Source organism: Pseudomonas sp. GD03862 (assembly GCF_029840855.1).
Taxonomy (GTDB): Bacteria; Pseudomonadota; Gammaproteobacteria; order Pseudomonadales; family Pseudomonadaceae; genus Aquipseudomonas; species Aquipseudomonas alloputida.
In genome coordinates this window covers 19,112-41,556 of sequence record NZ_JAOCDI010000036.1, presented here as the reverse complement: position 1 = coordinate 41,556, position 22,445 = coordinate 19,112, and the positions used below count along the sequence as shown (strand labels likewise).

Sequence of the window (22,445 nt, the reverse complement as noted above, 5' to 3'; positions counted from 1 at the left end):
GCATACACAGAAGCCTATTCTAGGCGCGCCACGCCCACCCTGCACCTGACCTGGCTCAATCCTGGCTGGTAGCACCGATCCGGTGCAGCGACAGGTCCGCGCCCTGGAACTCCTGCTCATGGCTCAAGCGCAGGCCATGCAGCGCACGAATTGCTCCGTACACGGCAAAGCCACCGGCCAAGGCCACCAGCACGCCCATCAGGCTGCCCAGCAACTGGCTGACCAGGCTGACACCGCCCATGCCACCCAACGCCACCTGGCCGAACACGCCACAGGCGATGCCACCCCACACGCCACACAGACCATGCAACGGCCACACACCCAGAACGTCGTCGATTTTCCAGCGATTTTGCGCGGCGGTGAAGGTCCAGACAAACAGCGCCCCCGCCACCAGGCCGGTGGCGAGCGCACCCACCGGGTGCATCAGATCGGAACCTGCGCAAATCGCCACCAGCCCGGCCAGCGGGCCGTTATGCAGAAAGCCCGGGTCGTTGCGCCCGGCCAGCAACGCTGACAGGGTGCCACCCACCATGGCCATCAGCGAGTTGATCGCCACCAGGCCGCTGACGCCCTGCAAGGTCTGGGCACTCATGACGTTGAAGCCGAACCAGCCGATGATGAGGATCCACGAGCCCAGCGCCAGAAAGGGAATGCTCGATGGCGCAAAAGCCACCAAACGCCCATCGCGGTAACGCCCACGGCGCGCCCCCAGCAGCAGCACCGCCGCCAGCGCCAGCCAGCCCCCCATGGCGTGTACCACCACAGACCCGGCAAAGTCGTGGAACGGTGCGCCGAAGCGTGCCTGCAGCCAAGCCTGTAGGCCCAGATTACCGTTCCACACCACACCCTCGAAGAACGGATAGACGAACGCCACGATCAACGCCGTAGCGCACAACTGCGGCACGAACCGCGCCCGCTCGGCAATGCCTCCGGAGATGATCGCCGGAATCGCCGCCGCGAAGGTCAGCAGGAAGAAACACTTGACCAGCGCATAGCCATGGTCGACAGCCAGCGTTGTCGCCGGCTGGAAGAAGTTGACCCCATAGGCGATCCAGTAGCCTATAAAGAAGTAGACCAGCGCCGAGATGGCGAAGTCGCTGAGGATCTTCGACAAGGCGTTGACCTGGTTCTTGTGGCGCACCGTGCCCACTTCAAGGAACGCGAAGCCGGCATGCATGGCCAGCACCAGAATGGCGCCCATGAGAATGAACAGGGTGTTGGAACCGTGGACCAGAGAGTCCATAGCGCTGTGCATGTTTTCCATGAAATAGGCAGACCTGCTGAAAAAGGCACCAGGACAGTTCAAGAACCTGCATCCCTGCACCGAATCGGTGCCAGCCCCTACCCTGTTCAGGTGAGCGGGGTGAAGCCTGCGTGGTTTTTTCTTGGGTTTGTCGTGGATTGGGTTAAGGTTTATCGGTATCCGCTGCGCGGGCGCCCTGAATCGGCGCATAACCGGTCACAGGCGCTCCGCAACGTGGCAAAAACATAGCAAGGCCCATACCAGCAGCCGCACTTGAACCTTCCATGCGTGCTGTCACTCGAAGTACCAACACTCATCGACAGGGAGAGACCCATGGCCAGCAAATCGGCAAAGAATGCACAAGAGATATTGATGGCTGACTTCCAGGCCTTGGTGCGCGACACCGAGAAGCTGCTGGCCGACACCGCCAACCTGGCCGGCGACCAGGCCGACGAATTGCGCGAGCAGATTCACGAGCGCCTGGCCCAGGCCCGCGAAACCCTGCAACTGACCCAGGACTCGGTACGTGAACGCGGTCAGGCAGCGCTTGGCAGCGCCGAGCAGTACGTGCAGGAAAACCCGTGGCGGGCAATCGGCATCGCCGCCGGCGTCGGCCTGTTGATCGGTCTGCTGGCCAACCGGCGCTAAGGGGAACCCATGGAGAATGACGCCAACGGCGCCAGCGCTTCGGGCAAGCGCCTGGGCGCGGCCATGCTGGGGCTGCTGCACAGTCACATCGAGCTGTTCGGTATCGAGTTGCAGGAGCAGAAGGGCCGTACCTTGAGCCTGCTGCTGTTCGCCGGCCTGGCGCTGGTGTTCGCCCTGCTGCTGCTGACCGCGCTGTCCGGGCTGCTGCTGGTGCTGCTGTGGGACAGCTATCGACTGGCCGGTATCATTGGTCTGTGCGTGTTCTATGGCATTGCTGCACTGTACTGCGGCGTGCGCCTGAAGGCGGCGGTGTTCGACGAATCATCGCCCTTCGGCGCCACCCTCGACGAACTTGCCAAGGACAGGGAGCGCCTGTTGCCATGAGCCTGCCAGAACTGCCAAACACGCGTAACCCGCGCGAACTGCGCAAGGCGCTGCTGCGCCTGCGCATGGAAATGCACCGCCAGGAAATCCGTCATGAGTCCGGTCAGTTGCTTGAACCGCTGCGCCGCGTGCGCGGTATGGGCAGCTCGCTACATGAAGGCCTGGGTATCAAGCATGCGCCACTGTGGGGCATCGGTGCCGTGGTGGCGCTGGGCTTTCTCACCGGCAAGGGCGTACGCAGCGGCAACCTGACACGCCTGATACGGTTGGGCAGCACCCTGTTGCCACTGGTACGCCTCTACCTGCAAGGCAGCCGCCGCCCCTGACCAGGGTTCGCCCCGGCAGAAACAGCCTTGTGCTGCGAAGAGGCCCGTTCCATCGATACGAATGCATCAAAGGGCCGGCCTCTTCTTCGCAGCACAATGCGCTTCCTGCAGGGTATGCTGCTGCCTTCGAACGACAGGAGACCGCGCCTTGGACTGGCACACCTTGCTTACCCGCGAACGGCTGGGCAAAGCCCTGTACAGCGCCGATGAACTCGGGCGCAGCCCCTTCCACAAAGACCACGACCGCATCATTTTCTCCGGTGCCTTCCGCCGCCTCGGCCGCAAGACCCAGGTGCACCCGGTGTCGAGCAACGACCATATCCATACGCGCCTGACTCATTCGCTGGAAGTCAGCTGCGTCGGCCGCTCGCTGGGGATGCGCGTCGGCGAGACCCTGCGCGACAACCTGCCGGACTGGTGCGCCCCCAGTGACCTGGGGATGATCGTGCAGTCAGCCTGCCTGGCCCACGACATCGGCAACCCGCCATTCGGCCACTCCGGCGAAGACGCCATTCGCCACTGGTTCCAGCAGGCGGCCGGGCGCGGCTGGCTGGACGACATGAGCGATGACGAACGGGCCGACTTTCTCAACTTCGAAGGCAATGCCCAGGGCTTTCGCGTGCTCACCCAACTGGAATACCACCAGTTCGATGGGGGGACCCGGCTGACCTATGCCACCCTCGGCACCTACCTCAAGTACCCGTGGAGCGCCCGCCACGCCGACGCCCTGGGCTACAAGAAGCACAAGTTCGGCAGCTATCAGAGCGAACTGCCCCTGCTCGAACAGATTGCCCGCAAGCTCGGCCTGCCGCAGCTGGAACACCAGCGCTGGGCGCGCCACCCGCTGGTGTATCTGATGGAGGCTGCCGATGACATCTGCTACGCGCTGATCGACCTGGAAGACGGCCTGGAAATGGAGCTGCTGCAATACGCAGAAGTCGAGGCGCTGTTGCTCGACCTGGTCGGCGAAGACCTGCCAGAAACCTACCGCCAGCTCGGCCCACGCGATTCTCGTCGGCGCAAACTGGCCATCCTGCGCGGCAAGGCCATCGAGCACCTGACCAACGCCGCCGCCCACGCATTCGTCGAGCAGCAGCAGGCGTTGCTGGCCGGGCAACTGCCGGGCGACCTGGTGGAACACATGCATGGCCCAGCCAAACGCTGTGTACTGCAAGCCAAGGACATGGCGCGCAACAAGATCTTCCAGGACAAACGCAAGACCCTGCACGAAATCGGCGCCTACACCACCCTGGAGATTCTGCTGAACACGTTCTGCGGTGCGGCCCTCGAGCAGCACGGTGGACGTACGCCATCGTTCAAGAGTCGCAGGGTGCTGGACCTGATCGGCAACAATGCGCCAGACCCGCATGCCTCGTTGCACAGCGCCTTCCTGCGCATGATCGACTTCATCGCCGGCATGACCGACAGCTATGCCAGCGAAATGGCCCGGGAGATGACCGGGCGCTCCAGCCCGACCTGAAACGCGTCGGTGCAGCGCAGGCTCGGCCAGGCGCTGCACCACGCTTGCAGGAAACTTCCTACACCAACGGGGCCACACTAAACGGCACGAATAAAAACTAATGAAAAGTTACCAAAATCGCTTTGACAGCGAGTTAAGCACACCTATTCCGTAGCCCATTTTGTTTTATCTTGTAAGCCGTTTCCCATATAGGCCTAACAGCCATTCCTCGCACGCCTGAGGACTTCCAACTGCGATAAGGTGCCCACTGTCACCCTCAATCGACCGCAGGGAAGTTGAACATGCACTCCATATTTATCGTTGACGACCATCCGGTGATTCGCCTGGCCGTCCGTATGCTGCTGGAAAACCAGAATTACAAGATTGTCGGCGAGTCGGACAACGGCGTAGACGCCATGCAGATGATCCGCGAGAGCAACCCCGACCTGGTCATTCTCGACATCAGCATCCCCAAGCTAGACGGCCTGGAGGTGCTGGCCCGCTTTCAGAGCATGGCCCTGCCCTTGAAGGTTCTGGTATTGACCGCACAGTCCCCGGCATTGTTTGCCGTACGTTGCATGCACTCGGGCGCAGCAGGTTATGTCTGCAAGCAGGAAGACTTGAGTGAACTGCTCAGTGCAATCAAGGCCGTACTGGCCGGTTATAACTACTTCCCCAGCCAGGCAATAAAAAACAACCAGACCACCGACAGCGACCTGCAACTTTTCCGCCAGGTAAATGACCGCGAACTGATGGTGCTTCAACTTTTCGCCCAAGGCCGCAGCAACAAGGAAATTGCCAAGGGCATGTTCCTCAGCAGCAAGACTGTCAGTACCTACAAGAAGCGCCTCATGCACAAACTGCAAGTCAATACGCTGGTCGATCTTATTGAGATGGCCAAGCGCAACGCGCTGGTCTGAACGTGGTCATGGCCCGAGTTATCAATCGCCTGCTGCTCGTCTTGCTGCTGCTCAGCGGCGCGACACAGGCTGGCCATCGCGAAGCCGCGTCCTTTACGTTGCTGGCGCGCTCATCGGCCCGCCCCGTCCAGCCCGTGCTCACGCCCGAACAACGGCAATGGCGCGAAGGCCGGCAGGAACTGGTGCTGGGCACGTCGGCACCCGACTATCCACCGTTCGATATCACCGGTGGCGGCAACGACTACCAGGGCCTGACCGCCGAGTATGCAAACCTGATCGGCAAGGCCTTGCAGTTGCCAGTGAGGGTGCTGCGTTTCTCCAGCCGGCAGGCGGCGGTGGAGGCGCTCAGGCACGGTGATATCGACCTGCTGGGCAGCGCCAATGGCTACGAAGCGGCCAGTGACGGCCTGGCACTGTCGCGCCCCTATGCCGTCGACCAACCTGTACTGGTAACGCGTGAAGACGAAAACCGGGCACTGGACACGGACCTTGCCGGCATGCGCCTGGGCATGCTCTATCACTATTTGCCCAGACAGGAAGTACTCACCGCCTACCCCAAGGCCGAGCTGCTGGCCTTCGGTTCTTCCAGCCAGGCACTGAATGCTGTCGCGTTCGGGCAGGCCGACGTGTTCATCGGCGATACCATCTCCACGCACTACCAGCTCAACCGTGGTCATCTGCCCCGCCTGCGCATGGCCAACTTCGGCAAACACGAGGCCATCGGCTTCGGTTTTGCCTTGCGTCAGCAAGATACCGTGCTGCTGGACCTGGTGAACACCATCCTGGACAGGCAAAGCCCGGCCATTCGCTCCAGTATCTTCAAGCGCTGGAGCGCCGGCAGCGACCTGTTGCTGAGCGATCGCCAACTGCAATTGAGCGCGGCCGAGCAGCAGTGGCTGCAGGAGCACCCCGTGATGCGCGTGGCAGCCGATGACGCGGCTGCACCACTGTCCTACTTTGATGATTCGGGGCATTTCCGAGGCATCACCGCCGACCTGCTGGACCTCATTCGCCTGCGCACCGGGTTGCGTTTCGAAGTGCAGCGCGCCAGTGGCATTGCCGACATGGTCGCCCGCCTCAAGGATGGCCGGGCCGATGTCATCGCCGCACTGGCCAGCGCCGGCAAAGCAGGGGACGACCTGCAAATCAGCCGCCCCTATCTCGAAAGCGCCTATGTGCTGGTCAACCACAAGGACAACAATGCATTGAGTTCACTGGAGCAGTTGCAGGGGCATCGTATCGCCATTACCCGCTACAGCACCATGAACGCCATGCTGTCCCGGGACTACCCAAAGATAAGCTGGGTCGAGACCGAAAGCGCGTTCTACTCCATGGCGTTGCTCAACAGCGGGGCTGTCGATGCGGTGATCACCACCCTGATCGACGCCAATCACGCCTTGGCCAGCAACCCCGAACTGGTCATCCGCACCTCGGTCGGCAGCGAACCCGCCAATTTCGCCATGGCCACCATTGCCCCGTCACCGGCGCTGTTGTCGATCCTCGACAAGGCTTTGCTGAGCATCTCACCGGAGGAGCTGGGGGTAATCAACAACCGCTGGCGTGGCTTTGGCAGGCATGAGGATGACAACACCAAAGGCTACAGCCGCCTTGCCCTGCAGGTGGTGCTGGCCACGGCCGTGCTTTTGTTGCTTGCACTGCTCTGGAATGCCCGCCTGCGCCTGCAGATTCGCCAGCGCCAGCGCGCCGAACGCGCGCTGAACGACCAGTTAGCATTCATGCGCGCCCTGCTCAACGGTACGCCCCACCCCATGTATGTGCGCGACCGCGAGGGTTGCCTGAAAAGTTGCAACTACAGCTACCTTGAAGCCGTGCAGGCCCGCTCCGATCAGGTGATCGGAAAAAAACTCAAGGACAGCCTGTTTGCCGATTCCGAGCAGGCTCGGCAGATCCAGGCGGATTACCAGAAAGTCATGGCGGCGGGTTCACCACTGATCAAGGACCGTCCATTACGGATCAAGGGCCGGGACCTGACCATCTACCACTGGATCCTGCCGTACCGCGACTCCCTGGGTGAGGTGCAGGGGATCATCGGCGGCTGGATCGACATCAGCGAACGCCGCCAACTGGTCCTGGAGCTGCGCCAGGCCAAGCAGCAGGCCGACGATGCCAACCGCGCCAAGAGCACGTTCCTGGCGACCATCAGCCACGAAATCCGCACCCCGATGAATGCCGTGATCGGCATGCTGGAACTGGCGGTCAAGCGCGCCGACCAGGGCCGGGTGGACCGCAGCGCGCTGGAACTGGCACACCATTCGGCCAAAGACCTGCTAGGCCTGATCGGTGACATTCTCGACATCGTGCGCATCGAGTCCGGGCACTTGTCCCTGGCCCCGGAGGTGGTCGACCTGGCGGCGCTGGTCGAATCGGTGGCGCGCATTTTCGATGGCCAGGCGCGGCAGAAAGGCCTGGCCCTGGAGGTGCAGATCGCCCCGGCCGCACGCTGCCATGTCCTGCTTGACCCGCTGCGCTTCAAGCAGGTGCTGTCCAACCTGGTGAGCAATGCCATCAAGTTCACCGAGCACGGTCAGGTGCGTATCTGCGTCAGGCTGCTGGATGACGGAACCAGCACACCAGCCGTACTGGAGCTGGAGGTGCGCGACAGTGGCATCGGCATCCACCCCGACGACCTGCAGCGCCTGTTCAACCCGTTCATCCAGGCCAACCCGCACAGCCAGGGCGCCCGCGCAGGTACCGGGCTGGGCCTGGCCATCTGCCGCAACCTGTGCGAAATGATGGGCGGCAGCCTGTCCATGAAGAGCCTGGAGGATGTCGGTACCCAGGTGCGCCTGAAGATGCCGCTGCAACGGGTGGATGGCGCAGAGCAGCCCAAACCGCTGCCCGAGCAGCTCGACGTGCCCGACCCACGGCTGAACGTGCTGGTCATCGATGATCACCCGGCCAACCTGCAGCTGATGGCGCAACAACTTGGCTACCTGGGCCTGGAGCACGCCAGCGCCCGCGATGGGCAGGAAGGCCTGGCGACCTGGCGGGAAGGCGACTTCGATGTGCTGGTACTCGACTGCAACATGCCGCACATGAACGGTTACCAGCTGGCGACTGCCGTGCGCGCCGAAGAACGCCATGGCAAGCGACCACCCTGCACCATCCTCGGCTATACCGCCAACGCACAGCCGGAAGTACGCCGCAAGTGCCTGACCGCCGGCATGGACGACTGTCTGCTCAAGCCCATCAGCCTGAGCACCCTCAGCCAGCGCCTGGCTGGCATTCGCCCGCGCCGCCAGCAACGCCCCCGACGCAAGCTGTACCAGCTGGACGGCCTGGCCGCCGTGGTCGGGCCTGACCCGGTTGACCGTCAGCGCTTCCTGGAAACCTTGCATCAGAGCCTTCAGGCCGACCTGGCCAGCCTGATGGCGCTTCACCCGCAACACGACAGCGGCGCCATTGCCGAGCAGGCCCACAAGGTGCTCAGCGCCGCACGCATGCTGGAAGCCCCTGACCTGATGGCGGCGTGTGAAGCCCTCGAGGCCAGCGACTTGCCCACTGCCCAGGTGCGCCTGCGGCGCCAGGCACTGGCACGGCATATGTGCCGAGTGGAACGTGCCCTGGCCAAGGAATTGGCCACAAGCACGGATACTCAGGCAGGCAACCACACGTGTTAACTGGTAGACTGCGCGGCGTTATTACCTAAGAGGATTGTTTCATGGCCACAAACCGCTCCCGTCGTCTGCGCAAGAAGCTGTGTGTCGACGAGTTTCAGGAATTGGGCTTCGAGCTGAACCTGGAATTCAAGGAAGATCTGGATGACCAGGCAATCGATGCTTTCCTCGACGCGTTCCTGGAAGAAGCCATGGACGCCAACGGCCTGGATTATGTAGGCGGTGACGATTTCGGCCTGGTGTGCTCGGTCAAACGCGGCTCGGTCAGCGAAGAACAGCGCGCTGCCGTTGAAGCCTGGCTCAAAGGCCGCAGCGAACTGACCAAGATCGAAGTCAGCCCGCTGCTGGATGCCTGGTACCCGGAAAAGCCTATCAACAAGGCTGAGTGATACTTGTCAGCTTCGGGCTGAAAGGTTGATTGCTGAAAAGGCCACCCCATTCGGGTGGCCTTTTTATTGGCGATGCTTTTCCGTCGAACGTGACGCATCGCGGCTGCGCTTGGGGCATAATGCGTACTGTTTACGTCGTGGGGCCATCATCTCTTACAGCCCCAAAGCCCTTTTCCCTCGCCGCAGGGTATTCACTCGCTATGATCAAAACGCTTCGTCCCCTCATACTTGCCGGCCTGCTGTTGCCACTTGCCTTGCCCAGCCACGCCGCCGTCAATACCACCCTGCCTGCCAAAGTGCAGCAGGCGCTCAAGGCCAACAAGCTGCAGGACACCGCACTGTCGCTGGTGATGCTGCCGCTGGACGGCCCCGGCACCCCGACCGTGTTCAATGCCGATGTGTCGGTGAACCCGGCGTCGACCATGAAACTGGTCACCACCTACGCCGCCCTCGAACTGCTTGGCCCGACCTTCCAGTGGAAAACCGAGTTCTACACCGACGGCACCCTGAGCAACGGCGTGCTTAACGGTAACCTCTACCTTAAAGGTGGCGGTGACCCCAAACTGAACATGGAAAAGCTGTGGCTGCTCATGCGTGACCTGCGCGCCAATGGCGTGCGCACCGTCACCGGTGACCTGGTGCTGGACCGCAGCCACTTCGTGCAACCCAACCTGCCGCAGTTCAACGACGACGGCGGTGATGAAAACAAGCCGTTCCTGGTCAAGCCCGACTCGCTGCTGGTCAACCTCAAGGCCCTGCGCTTCGTGGCGCGCAATGATGGTGGCAAGGTCACCGTTGCAGTCGAGCCGCCGATTGCCCGCATCCGCATCGACAACCAGGTCAAGCCGGTAGCCTCGAAGAAATGCACGGGTGATGTGCGCTACAACCCAGTGCCCCAGGCCGACGGCATCAGTGTAACGGTCAGCGGCCAACTGGGTGACGGCTGCAACTCGCAAACCTACCTGTCACTGCTCGACCATCCCACCTACGCCGCCGGTGCCGTGCGCGCAATCTGGAACGAACTGGGTGGCAACATCCAGGGTGGCGACCGCATCGAGAATGTGCCCAAGAGTGCTCGCCTGCTGGCCCGCGCCTTCTCGCCAGACCTGGTGGAAGTGATCCGCGACATCAACAAGTACAGCAACAACACCATGGCCCAGCAGCTGTTCCTGAGCCTTGGCGCGCAGTTCCGCACCGATGCCGATGGCGACGACGCCCGTGCTGCCCAGCGCGTGGTACGCCAATGGCTGGCGAAAAAGGGCATCACCGCGCCGCATCTGGTGATGGAAAACGGCTCTGGCCTGTCGCGTGCCGAACGGGTCAGTACCCGGGAAATGGCCGAGATGCTGAAAGCCGCCTGGAAGAGCCCTTACGCTGCCGAGTTCATGAGCTCGATGCCGCTGGTGGGCATGGACGGCACAATGCGCAAGCGTCTCAAGCGCACTGCGATGACCGGCGAAGGGCACATCAAGACCGGCACACTGAACACTGTGCGGGCGATTGCCGGCTTCAGCCGCGACAGCAACGGCCATACCTGGGCGGTAGCGGCGATTCTCAACGACCCGAAACCGTGGGGTGCCTCGCAGGTGCTGGATCAGGTGTTGCTTGACCTGTATCGCCAGCCGAAGCTGGCTGGCAGTACAGCAGCTAATTGATTGGTTAGCCTGTATTGGCCTTTTCGCGGGTGAACCCGCTCCTACAGGGGTGAGCACGGCTTACCAAACCTGTGCAACCTGTAGGAGCGGTTTTCGCCGCGAAAGGCTCGGTACCGGCAACCGACAGCGCTTAGGCCGACTCCCCCTCCACCCGGTCCCGCCCGGCCTGTTTGGCCGCATACACGCCGGCGTCGGCGCGCAACAGCAAGGCATCGGCGCCTTCGCCCGACCGCCAGCCCGCCACACCGAAGCTTGCAGTCACCTGGCCCACGCCTTCCACCGGCACATTGCGCACCCCTTGCCATAACTCCAGTGCCAGCAGCCTGGCCTGATCGGCATCGCTGCCCGGGCAAAGCACCATGAACTCTTCCCCGCCCAAGCGGCAGAACACATCGGTACGCCGCAAACGCTGAGCGATGCGCTGGCACAGGCTACGTAGCACCCGGTCGCCCACGGCATGGCCGAAGCGGTCGTTGATGCGCTTGAAGTGATCGATGTCGAGCATGATCACCGCCAGCGGCAAGCCATCGCGCTGGGCCCTTTCCAGTTCGATCTTGAGCCGCTCCTGGAAATAGCGACGGTTATGGATACCGGTCAGCGAGTCGGTGACCGACAGCGCCCGCAACTCCTCCTCCACGCCCTTCAGGTCGGAGATGTCAGTCAGGTAGCCATGCCACAGGGTGCAGCCCTGCTCGCCCACTTCCGGGGTCGCCTCGCCACGCACCCAGCGCAGTCCGGCCCGTGGCAGGCAGACTCGATACTCCTCGCGCCAGGGTGACAAGTGTTCGGCCGAATAGCGCACCGAGCGGCGCACGCGTTCCAGGTCATCGGGGTGGATACGTTCGAACACCGCCGAGGCATCCTCACGCAACTGCATCAGGTCGATCTCATAAATGTCATACAGGCCCATGCTGGCGTATGGAAAACACGAATGGCCGTTGGCATCCAGGCGATATTGGTAAATGCCGCCCGGCACCTCGGCACTGAGCTTTTCCAGCAACCGGTCACGCGCTGCCAACGCCTCATGCACCCGGCGCCGCTCGGTCACGTCAATGCAGATGGCCAGGTAGCCAACCCACAACCCCTGTTCGTCGAGCATGGCAGTCACCAGCATGTTGGCGACCAGCTGGCTGCCATCGGCCCGTAGCAAGGTCCACTCGCCAGGCTCGGCCCCGTGCTCCTGCACCGTTTCAGCGAACATCGCCTGGCCGCCAGCAATGGCGCGTCCAAAACGCAAGCTCAAGGCCTGGGCACGCAGGTTCAGCTCCTCCGGCAGTACCAGGTCTTCAAGGCGCAAGCGGCCGATCGCTTCGCTGGCCGCGTAACCGAGCATGCGTTCGGCACCGGCGTTGAACGTGCTGACCACCCCTTTGAGGTTGGTGGCGATGATCGCCACCTGGGTCGCGGCATCCAGCACACTGCGCAGTTGGTTGTGGGTGCCACGCAACGACTGCTCGCTGACCTGCAACTCGGCAGTACGCTGAGCGACCAGGGCCAGGGCGCGCTGACGCTGGCTGAACAGGCTGTAGAACAGCACGCTGAGCAACAGGCTCAACAGTCCGCCCAACAAACCGACCGCCATCACCGCCGAGGAGCGGTTCGCCTGCGCGAACGCCTGGCTTGGCTGAATGCTCAGCTGGAAATGGTGATCGGCCAGGCGCAACAACTGATTGCTGGCCAGGGCCAAGGGCGCGACCGGATTTTGCGAGTCGAACATCACGACGGGGCCTTGTAACCCGGACGGGTCCGTGATGCGCACGACCAGGTTGTCATCAACCGCTACCGGTCGACCGTCGCTGACCAGCTCGCGCATGCTCAGCAACGCCATCACATAGCCCACTGCCGCACCGCGGGGGTCGGCATCGGAAAATACCGGCGCCACCATCAGCAGGCCGCGCTCTGCCGACTGGGTATCGAACAGGGCCAATGGCTCGGACACCGCCATGCTGCCCGGCGCCAGCGCCCGCGCCAGGGCCGCCTGGGGCTCGCTTTGACCAGCGAGGTCCAGGCCGTAAGGCAACCCGGGCCGCTCGCTCGATTGGGTATAGAGCACCGGGAAGTAATGGTCGCGCTGCGAAGCCGGGCGCCATTGGCCTTGCGCGTCCTGGTCACGGATCACATAACCTGGGCCGGTATGGGCACTGGCCAGGCGCTCGAATTCGGCGCGTTGCGCAGCCTCGACGCGCGGCGCCCAGGCATAGGCCAAGGTGCGTTGCAGCAGTGGTTGGGCATAGCCGTCGAATTCGCGCGGGGTGATCTCGCTGGAAAAACTGAAGAACCGCCGCAGCCCGTCCAGGCGCTGCTGCTGTTCGTCAAAGCGCTCGGCAATACGGCTGGCACGCTCGCTCGCCAGCAGCTCGAAGCGCTGGCGCAGCTGCTGTTTGTAGAAGGTGTGCGCGGCAAATGCCAAGGCAGCGGTCAACAAGCCGCCCGCCACCAGTGCAATCAGCGCCATCGTCCACGCGGACGCCCTCTCTGTGCACAAGCCAAGCAACCACGCACGCACGCCACACTTTGACATACACCCATCTCGTCACGTCAGCGTCCTGCGGATTATCTTGCCCTGCCCTCAGTTATAGCTATTGGCCATTAGCCGTGCAATGTACCTCGTCGCCTCAACGAAGCTGCAAACGCCAGGCGCGATGGATACGGTTGTTACGGGCGAAGTCCGGGTCCAGGGTCTGAGCGGTGATTTCTTCTACCATGTACCGCGCCATCAGGTGCTCGTCCAACTGGAACTTGCGGAAGTTGTTGGAGAAATACAGCACGCCACCCGGTGCCAGACGGGCCATGGCCAGGTCCAGCAGTTGCACATGATCACGCTGCACGTCGAATACGCCTTCCATGCGCTTGGAGTTGGAGAAGGTTGGCGGGTCGATGAAGATCAGGTCGTAGCTGTCACGGTTGCCTTCCAGCCAGGCCATTACATCGCCCTGTTCCAGGCGGTTGCGCTCGGAATAGCCATTGAGCGCCAGGTTACGCCGTGCCCAGTCCAGGTAGGTTTTCGACAGGTCGACGCTGGTGGTGCTGCGCGCGCCACCCTTGGCCGCATGCACAGTGGCCGTGGCGGTGTAGCAGAACAGGTTGAGGAAGCGCTTGCCGGCAGCCTCGCGCTGGATGCGCATACGCATCGGGCGGTGGTCGAGGAACAGCCCGGTATCCAGGTAGTCGGTGAGGTTGACCAGCAGCTTGACGCCACCTTCGTTCACCTCCTGGAAGCGGCCCTCGGTAGCCTGGCGTTCATACTGGCGCGTGCCGCTCTGCCGCTCGCGACGCTTGAGCACTACACGCTGCGGCGAAATGCCCAGCGCCTGCGGGATGGCAGCCAGTGCGTCGAGCAGACGGGCCTGAGCCTTGTCCGGATCGACCGAACGTGGCGCGGCGTATTCCTGCACGTGTACCCAGTCCTGATACAGGTCGACCGCGAGGGCATATTCGGGCATGTCGGCATCGTACAGCCGGTAGCAGTCGATCTGCTCGCGACGGGCCCACTTGCCCAGTTGCTTGAGGTTCTTCTGCAGGCGGTTGGCAAACATCTGCGCCCCTTCCGACAGCCGCGCGGGTTCGCTGGCCTGCGGCACCTGCTGTCGGGCTTCGGTGCCTTCAGGCTGCGCTTCGCGGCGTTCACCGGTGACGAACTGGTCCGGCTGCACCTTGAACAGCAGCAGCTTGCACGGCAATGCGCCGTTCCAGAACGCGTACTGCTTGTGGCTCCGAATGCCCATGCGCTTGCCCAGTTGCGGCGCACCGGTGAATACCGCTGCTTCCCAGCCCATGCAGGCCTGGCGCAGGCGCTCACCCAGATTCTGATAGAGGTACAGCAGGCTGGCTTCGTCACCCAGACGCTCACCGTAGGGCGGGTTGCTGATGACCAGGCCTTTCTGGTTCTGGTCCGGGCGTGGCTCGAAGGTGCTCACTTCGCCCTGGTAGATCTTCACCCAGTCGCCCAGGCCGGCACGCTCGACGTTGTTGCGGCCCGGCTGGATCAGCCGCGGGTCAGCCTCATAGCCACGGATCCACAGCGGTGGCTTGGCCAGGCCGGCCTGCGCGCGCGCCTGCGCTTCGTCATGCACCTTGCGCCACAGCGCCGGCACATGGCCGAGCCAGGCACTGAAGCCCCAGCGTTCGCGCTTGAGGTTGGGGGCGATATCGGCGGCGATCATCGCGGCCTCGACCAGGAAGGTACCCACACCGCACATCGGGTCGGCCAGCGCACCACCTTCGGCAGCAATACGCGGCCAGCCAGCACGGATCAGCACCGCTGCCGCCAGGTTTTCCTTCAGCGGCGCGGCGCCTTGCTGCAGGCGGTAGCCACGCTGGTGCAGGCTGTGCCCGGACAGGTCGAGGGACAGAATGGCCTCGCCGCGGTCCAGGCGCAGATGCACACGCACGTCAGGGTCGATCTTTTCCACGGACGGGCGCAGGCCTTCGCGGTTACGCAGCTTGTCGACGATCGCATCCTTGACCTTCAGCGCACCGAAGTGGGTATTGTCGATGCCAGAGCCATGGCCGCTGAACTCCACAGCCAGGGTACCGTCGGCTGCCAGGTGGTCGGCCCAGTCGACCGCGTGCACACCGTCGTAAAGGTCGTCGGCGTTCTTCATCGAGAAGCGCTTGAGCACCAGCAATACGCGGTTGGCCAGACGTGACCAGACACACAGGCGGTAAGCAGTTTCCATGTCGGCGGCGCCGCGAATGGCCGAGGTGTGCTCGCGCACCTCGTCAAGGCCGAGGCCCTTGGCCTCTTCGGCGAGCAGGCTTTCAAGGCCTTTGGGACAGGTGAGGTAAAGTTCGAAACGGTCCGACATGAGTATTCCAGCGCCTTGGGCTATTTGACTGACGGGGCGACGCATCGCCCCGCGATGTTTGCCCGTACACCTTTCCAGCAGGCGTGCGGGTGGCCTTCTGCGACACACAACGTGCTGCAGAAAAGCCGGGCCGCCTGACCGATCCGTGCCTGGCCCAGTGGCAAGGACAGCTTAGATCATCAGGCAGTACGCGTAATTCTGGCGATCTCCGGGCCAATGTGACCCTTCGTCGCATTTCAAATTATTTCTGTCATCCGCAAACAACGCTGGCGAAATGACGTCAAAGATCGGCAAACCCCGATCATTGCAGGGCTAAACACCAAACAAGGTTGAGTCGCATTTATTTACTTATCCCCTCACCCTTGGAAAGGTTACGTGCTTATGACAAATCGGTCATTCACACCGTGACTCGCATTCGATAGAACTGGTCTTAGGCCGCTTCGCAACGAGGCGGCACTTTCAGCTCGCCACGCCGGCAGCGAGCGCAAACCGGCAGAACGACTCTGCCCGGCCTCGGAGAGGCCGACGGGACATTACAGTCAACAAGTGAGGGCAACACCCTATGAGAAGACTTAAGCGTGATCCGTTGGAAAGAGCATATTCACGTGGCTACCAATACGGGGTCACCGGCAAATCCCGCGAACTTTGCCCCTTCAATCTTCCTTCTGTTCGCCAAGCCTGGATCAACGGCTGGCGTGAAGGTCGCGGTGATAACTGGGACGGAATGACTGGCACCGCTGGCATCCATAGACTCAACGAAAATCACGCCGTTGGCTGAACGAGGACACTGAATTCGATTTACCATGCACGCCCCATCCGGGCGGCGGGCGAAGGCCCAGGGGCCCCTTGAAGGGGCCCTTTTTTATGCCTTGGCAAACCTCATCAGCTGCACCCACCCGCCCCCGGCAGGGGCGGGCTGGTCACCGCGGCATTGCCGCGATAGCATCCACCGCTTCGCGAATCAGCGCTGGCCCTTTGTAGATGAAGCCCGAGTAGATCTGCACCAGGCTCGCCCCGGCCGCGATCTTCTCGGCAGCATGGCGGCCTTCGGTAATGCCCCCGGCGGCAATGATCGGCAACTTGCCGCCCAGCTCACCTGCCAGCACCTTGACGATATGGGTGCTCTTCTCCAGCACCGGTGCGCCCGACAGGCCGCCCGCCTCGCCACCGTACGGCAATGCTTCGACACCTTCACGGCCCAGCGTGGTGTTGGTGGCGATCACCGCATCCATGCCCGACTCCATCAGCGCAGCGGCCACCAGCGCCGTTTCTTCGTCGCTCATGTCCGGCGCGATCTTGATTGCCAGGGGCACGCGCTTGCCATGTGCACCGGCCAGTTGTTCGCGGCGCTCGGCCAGGGCGTCGAGCAACTGCTTGAGCGAGTCCCCGAACTGCAGGCTGCGCAGGCCCGGGGTATTGGGCGAGCTGACGTTGACCGTGATGTAGCTGGCGGCGGTGTAGACCTTGTCCAGGCAGATCAGGTAGTCATCGACGGCACGTTCGACCGGGGTATCGAAGTTCTTGCCGATGTTGATGCCCAGCACCCCCTTGTAGCGCGAGGCGCGTACGCGCTCGAGCAGGTGATCAACGCCCAGGTTGTTGAAGCCCATGCGGTTGATGATGGCCGTGGCTTCCGGCAGGCGGAACAACCGTGGCTTGGGGTTGCCAGGCTGCGGACGCGGGGTGACAGTGCCGATTTCGACAAAACCGAAGCCCAGCTGGGCGAAGCCGTCGATGGCCGCGCCGTTCTTGTCCAGGCCAGCTGCCAGCCCCACCGGGTTGGCGAAGTTCAAGCCCATGACCGAAACCGGCAATGACGCCGGTTGCTTGCACAGCATGCCGTTGAGGCCCAAACGGCCACCGGCGCCGATCAGGTCCAGGGACAGGTCGTGGGAAGTTTCCGGGGAAAGCTTGAACAGCAGCTGGCGGGCCAGGGTATACATGGGCGGGCAAGGCTCAGGGTGAGTGAGGGGGCGATTATAGCCAGCGCGGGGCTGACAGGACAGCAAATCGTGGAGCGCTTGGCACATCGGTTGCACCCGTTCAGCCCACAGCCTTATCAGTAAGGGCGAGGACTCTTGTGAACACTGTACCCCGAGCAACGCCCCTGGCCTGGGTCAACGGCAGCGACGCGCCGGAAAAAACCAGCCTGAACATCGGCTACATGGCCCTGACCGACTGCGCCTCGGTCGTGGTCGCCGCCACCCAGGGCTTCGCCCAGCAGCACGGCCTTACCCTCAACCTCCAGCGCCAGGGCTCGTGGGCCGGGCTGCGCGACAAGCTGGTCAGCGGCGAACTGGACGCCGCGCATTGCCTGTATGGCCTGGTCTACGCCGTGCACCTGGGCATTGGCGGTGTACCTGCCAGCGACATGGCCGTGCTCATGGGGCTGAACCAGAACGCCCAGGCTATCAACCTGTCCCCTGCCTTGCAGCGCAAGGGCGTGACCAACCCTGAGGCACTGGCGCGTCTGGTGCACCAGCATGGCGCACGCCTGACGTTCGCCCAGACCTTCCCCACCGGCACCCACGCCATGTGGCTGTATTACTGGCTGGCCAGCCAGGGCATTCACCCGCTGCGCGACGTCGACAGCGTAGTGGTGCCACCGGCGCAGATGGCTGCACACCTCCAGGCCGGGCGCATTGACGGCTTCTGCGTCGGCGAGCCCTGGGCCGCCGACGCCGTGAACAAAGGCCAAGGCTTCACCCTGGCCACCAGCCAGTCGATCTGGCCGGATCACCCGGAAAAGGTCCTGGCCTGCGCTCGCGTCTTTGCCGAGCAATACCCCAACAGCGCCCGTGCGCTGATCAAGGCGATCCTCACCGCCAGCCGGTTCATCGAGCAAAGCCCGGAAAACCGCCGCAGCACCGCGCAACTGCTCAGCGCAAGCGCCTACCTGGACACCCCACTGGACAGCATAGCCCCCCGCCTGCTCGGCCATTATGAGGATGGCCTGGGCAACCAGTGGCAAGACCCACACGCCCTGCGCCTGTTCGACCAAGGCCGGGCCAACCTGCCCTATCTGTCCGACGGCATGTGGTTCATGACCCAGTTCCGCCGCTGGGGCCTGCTGCGCGAAGATCCCGACTACCTCGGCGTGGCCCGGCAGGTCCAGCAACTGCAGTTGTACAGCGAGGCCGCACACAGCCTGGGCATCGCTTGCCCAGGCCAACCGATGCGCAGCAGCCTGCTGATCGATGGCTCCCGCTGGGACGGCAGCGACCCCTTCGGCTATGCCCGCAGTTTCAGCTTGCATGCCTTGGGCGAGTTGCCCGATGCCCGTGTCGGCGCGTGAGGGGGACGAACATGTTGCGCATCCTGCTGATCGACGACACCCAGAGCAAGCTCGGTCGCCTGAGGGCTGCGTTGAGTGAGGCCGGCTTCGAGATCATCGAAGCCCCAGACCTGACCATCGACCTGCCCGCCTGCGTCGAAACGGTGCGCCCGGACGTGGTGCTGATCGATACCGACTCGCCAGACCGCGATGTGATGGAACAGGTAGTACTGGTCAGCCGTGACCAGCCGCGGCCCATCGTGTTGTTCACCGACGAGCACGACCCCGGGATGATGCGTCAGGCGATCCAGGCAGGGGTCAGTGCCTATATCGTCGAAGGTATCCATGCTGCGCGGCTGCAGCCGATCCTGGACGTGGCCATGGCCCGCTTCGAAAGCGACCAGGCACTAAAGGCGCAGCTGCTGGCGCGCGACCAGCAATTGGCCGAACGCAAGCGCATCGAGCAGGCCAAAGGCTTGCTGATGAAAATGAAGGACTGCAACGAGGAGCAGGCCTACACCCTGATGCGTCGCCAGGCCATGAGCCGGCAGCAGAAGCTGATCCAGGTGGCCGAACAGATCATTGCCATGCATGAGATGCTCGGCTGATGTGCTGAAAAATCCGAGCAAGCCGCCCCGGAAGTTGGCCCATCTCTTGCTGAACAAATCTCACCGGTAGCCAACGGCGGTTACCCCACTTGAATCCCGACAAAGACGTCGCTCTCCCCTCCACACCCATGGAGCGGGTAGCGGCGTCTTTTTCGTTCCGTTGTACTACCGAGTGAGGTGTTCGATGAGTGCCAGCTTCTGGAAATCCGGGCATGTGCCCACGCTGTTCGCCGCGTTTCTGTACTTCGACCTCAGCTTCATGGTCTGGTACCTGCTGGGCCCGTTGGCGGTGCAGATTGCTGCCGACCTGCAACTGAGCGCACAACAACGGGGCCTGATGGTGGCCACGCCGATCCTGGCCGGGGCGATCCTGCGCTTCGCCATGGGCGTTCTGGTCGACCGCCTGTCGCCCAAGACGGCTGGCCTGATCGGCCAGGTGGTGGTCATCGTCGCCCTGGCCGCAGCCTGGTACCTTGGCGTACACAGCTATGAACAGGCCCTGCTGCTAGGCGTGTTCCTGGGCTTTGCCGGTGCGTCCTTCGCCGTCTCGCTGCCGCTGGCCTCGCAGTGGTACCCGCCACAGCACCAGGGCAAGGCCATGGGCATCGCCGGCGCAGGCAACTCCGGCACGGTGTTCGCGGCCTTGCTGGCACCGGCATTGGCAGCCGGCTTTGGCTGGAACAATGTGTTCGGCTTTGCGCTGATCCCGCTGTCACTGGCGCTGGTGGTGTTCGCCTTGTTGGCGCGCAATGCCCCGCAACGGCCCAAGCCGAAAGCCATGGCCGACTACCTCAAGGCACTGGGCGACCGTGACAGCTGGTGGTTCATGTTTTTCTACAGCGTGACCTTCGGCGGCTTCATCGGCCTGGCCAGCGCCCTGCCCGGCTACTTCAGCGACCAATACGGCCTGAGCCCGGTCACCGCCGGCTACTACACCGCCGCTTGCGTGTTCGCCGGCAGCCTGATGCGCCCGCTCGGCGGCGCCCTGGCTGACCGTTTTGGCGGCATCCGCACCCTGCTGGGCATGTACGGCGTGGCCGCCATCTGCATTGCCGCAGTCGGTTTCAACCTGCCCTCTGCCGCGGCCGCACTGGCGCTGTTCGTCAGCGCCATGCTCGGCCTGGGGGCGGGCAATGGCGCGGTATTCCAACTGGTACCGCAACGCTTCCGCCAAGAGATCGGGGTAATGACCGGCCTGATCGGCATGGCCGGCGGCATCGGCGGCTTCCTGTTGGCGGCCGGGCTGGGCACCATCAAACAGCACACCGGTGACTACCAGATGGGGTTGTGGCTGTTCGCCAGCCTGGGCCTGCTGGCCTGGTTCGGCCTGCACGGGGTGAAACAGCGCTGGCGCACCACCTGGGGCTCGGCTGCAGTCACTGCAGCACGGGTCTGAGGCACGCCGATGAGCCTGCAACTGAGCTTTGCCCAGGCCAGCGCCACCGGGCCGCGCGCGGAAAACCAGGACGCCCTGCGCCTGGTCACGCCGGCACCAGAACTGGCCGCCAGCAAAGGCTACCTGTTCGCCCTGGCCGACGGCGTCAGCCAATGTGCCGACGGCGGCCTGGCGGCGCGCGCCAGCCTGCAGGCACTGGCCCTGGATTACTACGCCACGCCAGCCACCTGGAGCGTGGCCCAGGCCCTCGACCGCCTGCTGCTGGCGCAAAACCGCTGGTTGCGCGCCCAGGGCAGCGGCCAGCCGTTGCTGACCACGCTTAGCGCGCTGGTGTTGCGCGGCCGGCGCTTTACCTTGGCCCATGTAGGCGACTGCCGGGTGTACCGCTGGCACGAGGGGAACCTGCAATGCCTGAGCGAAGACCATGTATGGGACCAACCGGGCATGCAGCATGTACTGAAACGGGCGCTGGGCCTGGACCAGCACCTGCTGGTGGATTACCTGGAAGGCGAGCTGCAACTGGGCGAATGTTTTCTGCTGCTCAGCGACGGGGTCTGGGCCAGCCTGGGCGAACAGCACATCCAGGCCGTGCTGCGCGAGCAAACTGACCTGCAACTGGCCGCCGACACTCTGGTGGCCAGTGCCCACCTCAACGGCAGCAAGGACAACGCCAGCGCCTTGCTGGTGCAAGTCGAACAACTGGGCACGGCTAACCTGGGCGATACCCTGGCGCAACTGCAACAATGGCCAGTGCCCGGCCCGCTGCGCGAAGGCCAGGTGATCGACGGCTGGCAGGTCGAAACACTGCATGCGCACAGCCGCCAGTCCTTGCTGTACAAAGTGCGCGATAGCCAGAACCAGCCTTGGCTGCTCAAGACCCTGCCCACGGCACGCGAACAGGAACCGGGGGCGGCACAAGGGCTGTTGCTGGAAGAGTGGTTTCTGCGCCGCATCGCCGGCCGGCATTTCCCCGAGCTACACGCCGCCAATCAGCGCCAGCACCTGTACTACGTGATGCGCGAATATCCCGGCCAGAACCTGGCGGCGTTGCTGGCCGAACAAGGCCCGCTGCCCCTGCCGCAATGGCTGGAAGTCGCCCGGCAACTGCTGCAGGCAGTCGGTGTGCTGCATCGGCGCAACTTGCTGCACCGCGATATCAAGCCAGACAACCTGCACCTGGGCCGCGATGGCCAGCTGCGCCTGCTGGACTTCGGCCTGGCTTATTGCCCGGGCCTGTCCGAAGACCCGCTGCACGAGCTGCCCGGCACGCCCTCGTATATCGCCCCGGAAGCATTCGATGGCCACCCGCCCAGCCCGCGTCAGGACTTGTATGCAGTGGGCGTGACCCTGTACCACCTGCTGACCGGACACTACCCGTACGGCGAGGTAGAGGCCTTCCAGCGCCCGCGCTTCGGCCAGCCGGTCAACGCCGCGCGCTACCGACCCGACCTGCCGGAATGGCTGCAGCACAACCTGCTGCAGGCCGTGGCGAGCGACCCGGCGCAGCGCTTCGAAACCGCCGAACACTGGTTGCTGCTACTCGAGCGCGGCGACCGCCAGGAACTGCCCAGCCGACCCCGGCCGCTGCTCGAGCGCGAGCCGCTGAAGGTGTGGCGCACCCTGGCCCTGTTGTCGTTGCTGATCAATCTGATACTGCTGTTTACCCTGCTCAAGGGCTGAACGCGCCTTGCCGATGA

General features: G+C 63.4%; 17 protein-coding genes. 13 read left to right on the top strand and 4 right to left on the bottom strand.

Going from position 1 to position 22,445, the window contains the following annotated elements:
• Nucleotides 1-55 precede the first annotated feature (55 nt).
• Complete coding sequence (locus N5D53_RS20805) at nucleotides 56-1,264, bottom strand: ammonium transporter (RefSeq protein WP_010953105.1); 1,209 nt, start codon at nucleotides 1,262-1,264, stop codon at nucleotides 56-58.
• Between the two features lie 312 nt (nucleotides 1,265-1,576).
• On the opposite strand from N5D53_RS20805, the gene N5D53_RS20800 reads away from it, so the two are divergent.
• The 8 genes from N5D53_RS20800 to dacB all read left to right on the top strand — a co-directional run bounded on the left by N5D53_RS20800 (nucleotide 1,577) and on the right by dacB (nucleotide 10,662).
• Entirely contained in the window at nucleotides 1,577-1,891 is a 315-nt protein-coding gene (locus N5D53_RS20800) for a YqjD family protein (protein ID WP_010953104.1), read from the top strand.
• 9 nt (nucleotides 1,892-1,900) lie between these two features.
• A complete protein-coding gene (locus N5D53_RS20795) occupies nucleotides 1,901-2,275 on the top strand; it encodes a phage holin family protein (protein ID WP_010953103.1) in 375 nt (124 codons plus the stop codon).
• Nucleotides 2,272-2,601, top strand: a complete 330-nt coding sequence (locus tag N5D53_RS20790) for a hypothetical protein (protein WP_020192627.1) — start codon at nucleotides 2,272-2,274, stop codon at nucleotides 2,599-2,601. The genes N5D53_RS20795 and N5D53_RS20790 overlap by 4 nt, the downstream gene beginning before the upstream one ends.
• A gap of 148 nt (nucleotides 2,602-2,749) precedes the next feature.
• Nucleotides 2,750-4,081 (top strand): deoxyguanosinetriphosphate triphosphohydrolase, encoded by a 1,332-nt coding sequence (locus N5D53_RS20785; protein WP_014753953.1) that lies wholly within the window; start codon nucleotides 2,750-2,752, stop codon nucleotides 4,079-4,081.
• Between the two features lie 281 nt (nucleotides 4,082-4,362).
• Entirely contained in the window at nucleotides 4,363-4,980 is a 618-nt protein-coding gene (locus N5D53_RS20780; RefSeq protein ID WP_003248700.1) for a response regulator transcription factor, read from the top strand.
• An 8-nt stretch (nucleotides 4,981-4,988) separates the two neighbouring features.
• Nucleotides 4,989-8,621, top strand: coding sequence for a transporter substrate-binding domain-containing protein (locus N5D53_RS20775; protein ID WP_129933385.1), 3,633 nt, complete (start codon nucleotides 4,989-4,991; stop codon nucleotides 8,619-8,621).
• 41 nt (nucleotides 8,622-8,662) lie between these two features.
• Nucleotides 8,663-9,007, top strand: coding sequence for a YggL family protein (locus tag N5D53_RS20770; RefSeq protein ID WP_003248695.1), 345 nt, complete (start codon nucleotides 8,663-8,665; stop codon nucleotides 9,005-9,007).
• 200 nt (nucleotides 9,008-9,207) lie between these two features.
• Entirely contained in the window at nucleotides 9,208-10,662 is a 1,455-nt protein-coding gene (dacB, locus tag N5D53_RS20765) for a D-alanyl-D-alanine carboxypeptidase/D-alanyl-D-alanine-endopeptidase (protein ID WP_104962220.1), read from the top strand.
• Nucleotides 10,663-10,792: 130 nt separating this feature from the next.
• On the opposite strand, the gene N5D53_RS20760 is transcribed toward dacB, so the two are convergent.
• Nucleotides 10,793-13,183 carry a diguanylate cyclase gene (locus N5D53_RS20760; protein WP_104962221.1) on the bottom strand — a complete coding sequence of 797 codons (2,391 nt, stop codon included), beginning with the start codon at nucleotides 13,181-13,183 and terminating at the stop codon, nucleotides 10,793-10,795.
• 94 nt (nucleotides 13,184-13,277) lie between these two features.
• Nucleotides 13,278-15,470: a bifunctional 23S rRNA (guanine(2069)-N(7))-methyltransferase RlmK/23S rRNA (guanine(2445)-N(2))-methyltransferase RlmL gene (gene rlmKL, locus N5D53_RS20755; RefSeq protein ID WP_104962222.1), complete on the bottom strand. Its 2,193-nt coding sequence runs from the start codon at nucleotides 15,468-15,470 to the stop codon at nucleotides 13,278-13,280.
• 562 nt (nucleotides 15,471-16,032) lie between these two features.
• Here rlmKL and N5D53_RS20750 point away from each other — a divergent pair.
• Nucleotides 16,033-16,248, top strand: a complete 216-nt coding sequence (locus tag N5D53_RS20750; RefSeq protein WP_003248687.1) for a ribosome modulation factor — start codon at nucleotides 16,033-16,035, stop codon at nucleotides 16,246-16,248.
• 142 nt (nucleotides 16,249-16,390) lie between these two features.
• Here the strand turns inward: N5D53_RS20750 and N5D53_RS20745 are convergent, their stop codons facing one another.
• Complete coding sequence (locus N5D53_RS20745; protein WP_014591812.1) at nucleotides 16,391-17,413, bottom strand: quinone-dependent dihydroorotate dehydrogenase; 1,023 nt, start codon at nucleotides 17,411-17,413, stop codon at nucleotides 16,391-16,393.
• A gap of 137 nt (nucleotides 17,414-17,550) precedes the next feature.
• On the opposite strand from N5D53_RS20745, the gene N5D53_RS20740 reads away from it, so the two are divergent.
• The 4 genes from N5D53_RS20740 (at nucleotide 17,551) to N5D53_RS20725 (ending at nucleotide 22,428) form a co-directional block, all read left to right on the top strand.
• Entirely contained in the window at nucleotides 17,551-18,765 is a 1,215-nt protein-coding gene (locus N5D53_RS20740; protein WP_104962223.1) for a CmpA/NrtA family ABC transporter substrate-binding protein, read from the top strand.
• Nucleotides 18,766-18,776: 11 nt separating this feature from the next.
• Nucleotides 18,777-19,352, top strand: coding sequence for an ANTAR domain-containing protein (locus N5D53_RS20735; RefSeq protein ID WP_003248677.1), 576 nt, complete (start codon nucleotides 18,777-18,779; stop codon nucleotides 19,350-19,352).
• Between the two features lie 184 nt (nucleotides 19,353-19,536).
• Nucleotides 19,537-20,748: a nitrate/nitrite transporter gene (locus N5D53_RS20730; protein WP_190870124.1), complete on the top strand. Its 1,212-nt coding sequence runs from the start codon at nucleotides 19,537-19,539 to the stop codon at nucleotides 20,746-20,748.
• 9 nt (nucleotides 20,749-20,757) lie between these two features.
• A complete protein-coding gene (locus N5D53_RS20725) occupies nucleotides 20,758-22,428 on the top strand; it encodes a bifunctional protein-serine/threonine kinase/phosphatase (protein WP_190870123.1) in 1,671 nt (556 codons plus the stop codon).
• Nucleotides 22,429-22,445 lie beyond the last annotated feature (17 nt).

Excerpts from the sequence above, each read along its gene's own strand:
- N5D53_RS20805 (WP_010953105.1), bottom strand. The coding sequence starts at position 1,264 with ATGGAAAACATGCACAGCGCTATGGACTCTCTGGTCCACGGTTCCAAC.
- N5D53_RS20800 (WP_010953104.1), top strand. The coding sequence starts at position 1,577 with ATGGCCAGCAAATCGGCAAAGAATGCACAAGAGATATTGATGGCTGAC.
- N5D53_RS20795 (WP_010953103.1), top strand. The coding sequence starts at position 1,901 with ATGGAGAATGACGCCAACGGCGCCAGCGCTTCGGGCAAGCGCCTGGGC.
- N5D53_RS20790 (WP_020192627.1), top strand. The coding sequence starts at position 2,272 with ATGAGCCTGCCAGAACTGCCAAACACGCGTAACCCGCGCGAACTGCGC.
- N5D53_RS20780 (WP_003248700.1), top strand. The coding sequence starts at position 4,363 with ATGCACTCCATATTTATCGTTGACGACCATCCGGTGATTCGCCTGGCC.
- N5D53_RS20775 (WP_129933385.1), top strand. The coding sequence starts at position 4,989 with ATGGCCCGAGTTATCAATCGCCTGCTGCTCGTCTTGCTGCTGCTCAGC.
- N5D53_RS20770 (WP_003248695.1), top strand. The coding sequence starts at position 8,663 with ATGGCCACAAACCGCTCCCGTCGTCTGCGCAAGAAGCTGTGTGTCGAC.
- dacB (WP_104962220.1), top strand. The coding sequence starts at position 9,208 with ATGATCAAAACGCTTCGTCCCCTCATACTTGCCGGCCTGCTGTTGCCA.
- N5D53_RS20760 (WP_104962221.1), bottom strand. The coding sequence starts at position 13,183 with ATGTCAAAGTGTGGCGTGCGTGCGTGGTTGCTTGGCTTGTGCACAGAG.
- rlmKL (WP_104962222.1), bottom strand. The coding sequence starts at position 15,470 with ATGTCGGACCGTTTCGAACTTTACCTCACCTGTCCCAAAGGCCTTGAA.
- N5D53_RS20750 (WP_003248687.1), top strand. The coding sequence starts at position 16,033 with ATGAGAAGACTTAAGCGTGATCCGTTGGAAAGAGCATATTCACGTGGC.
- N5D53_RS20745 (WP_014591812.1), bottom strand. The coding sequence starts at position 17,413 with ATGTATACCCTGGCCCGCCAGCTGCTGTTCAAGCTTTCCCCGGAAACT.
- N5D53_RS20735 (WP_003248677.1), top strand. The coding sequence starts at position 18,777 with ATGTTGCGCATCCTGCTGATCGACGACACCCAGAGCAAGCTCGGTCGC.
- N5D53_RS20730 (WP_190870124.1), top strand. The coding sequence starts at position 19,537 with ATGAGTGCCAGCTTCTGGAAATCCGGGCATGTGCCCACGCTGTTCGCC.
- N5D53_RS20725 (WP_190870123.1), top strand. The coding sequence starts at position 20,758 with ATGAGCCTGCAACTGAGCTTTGCCCAGGCCAGCGCCACCGGGCCGCGC.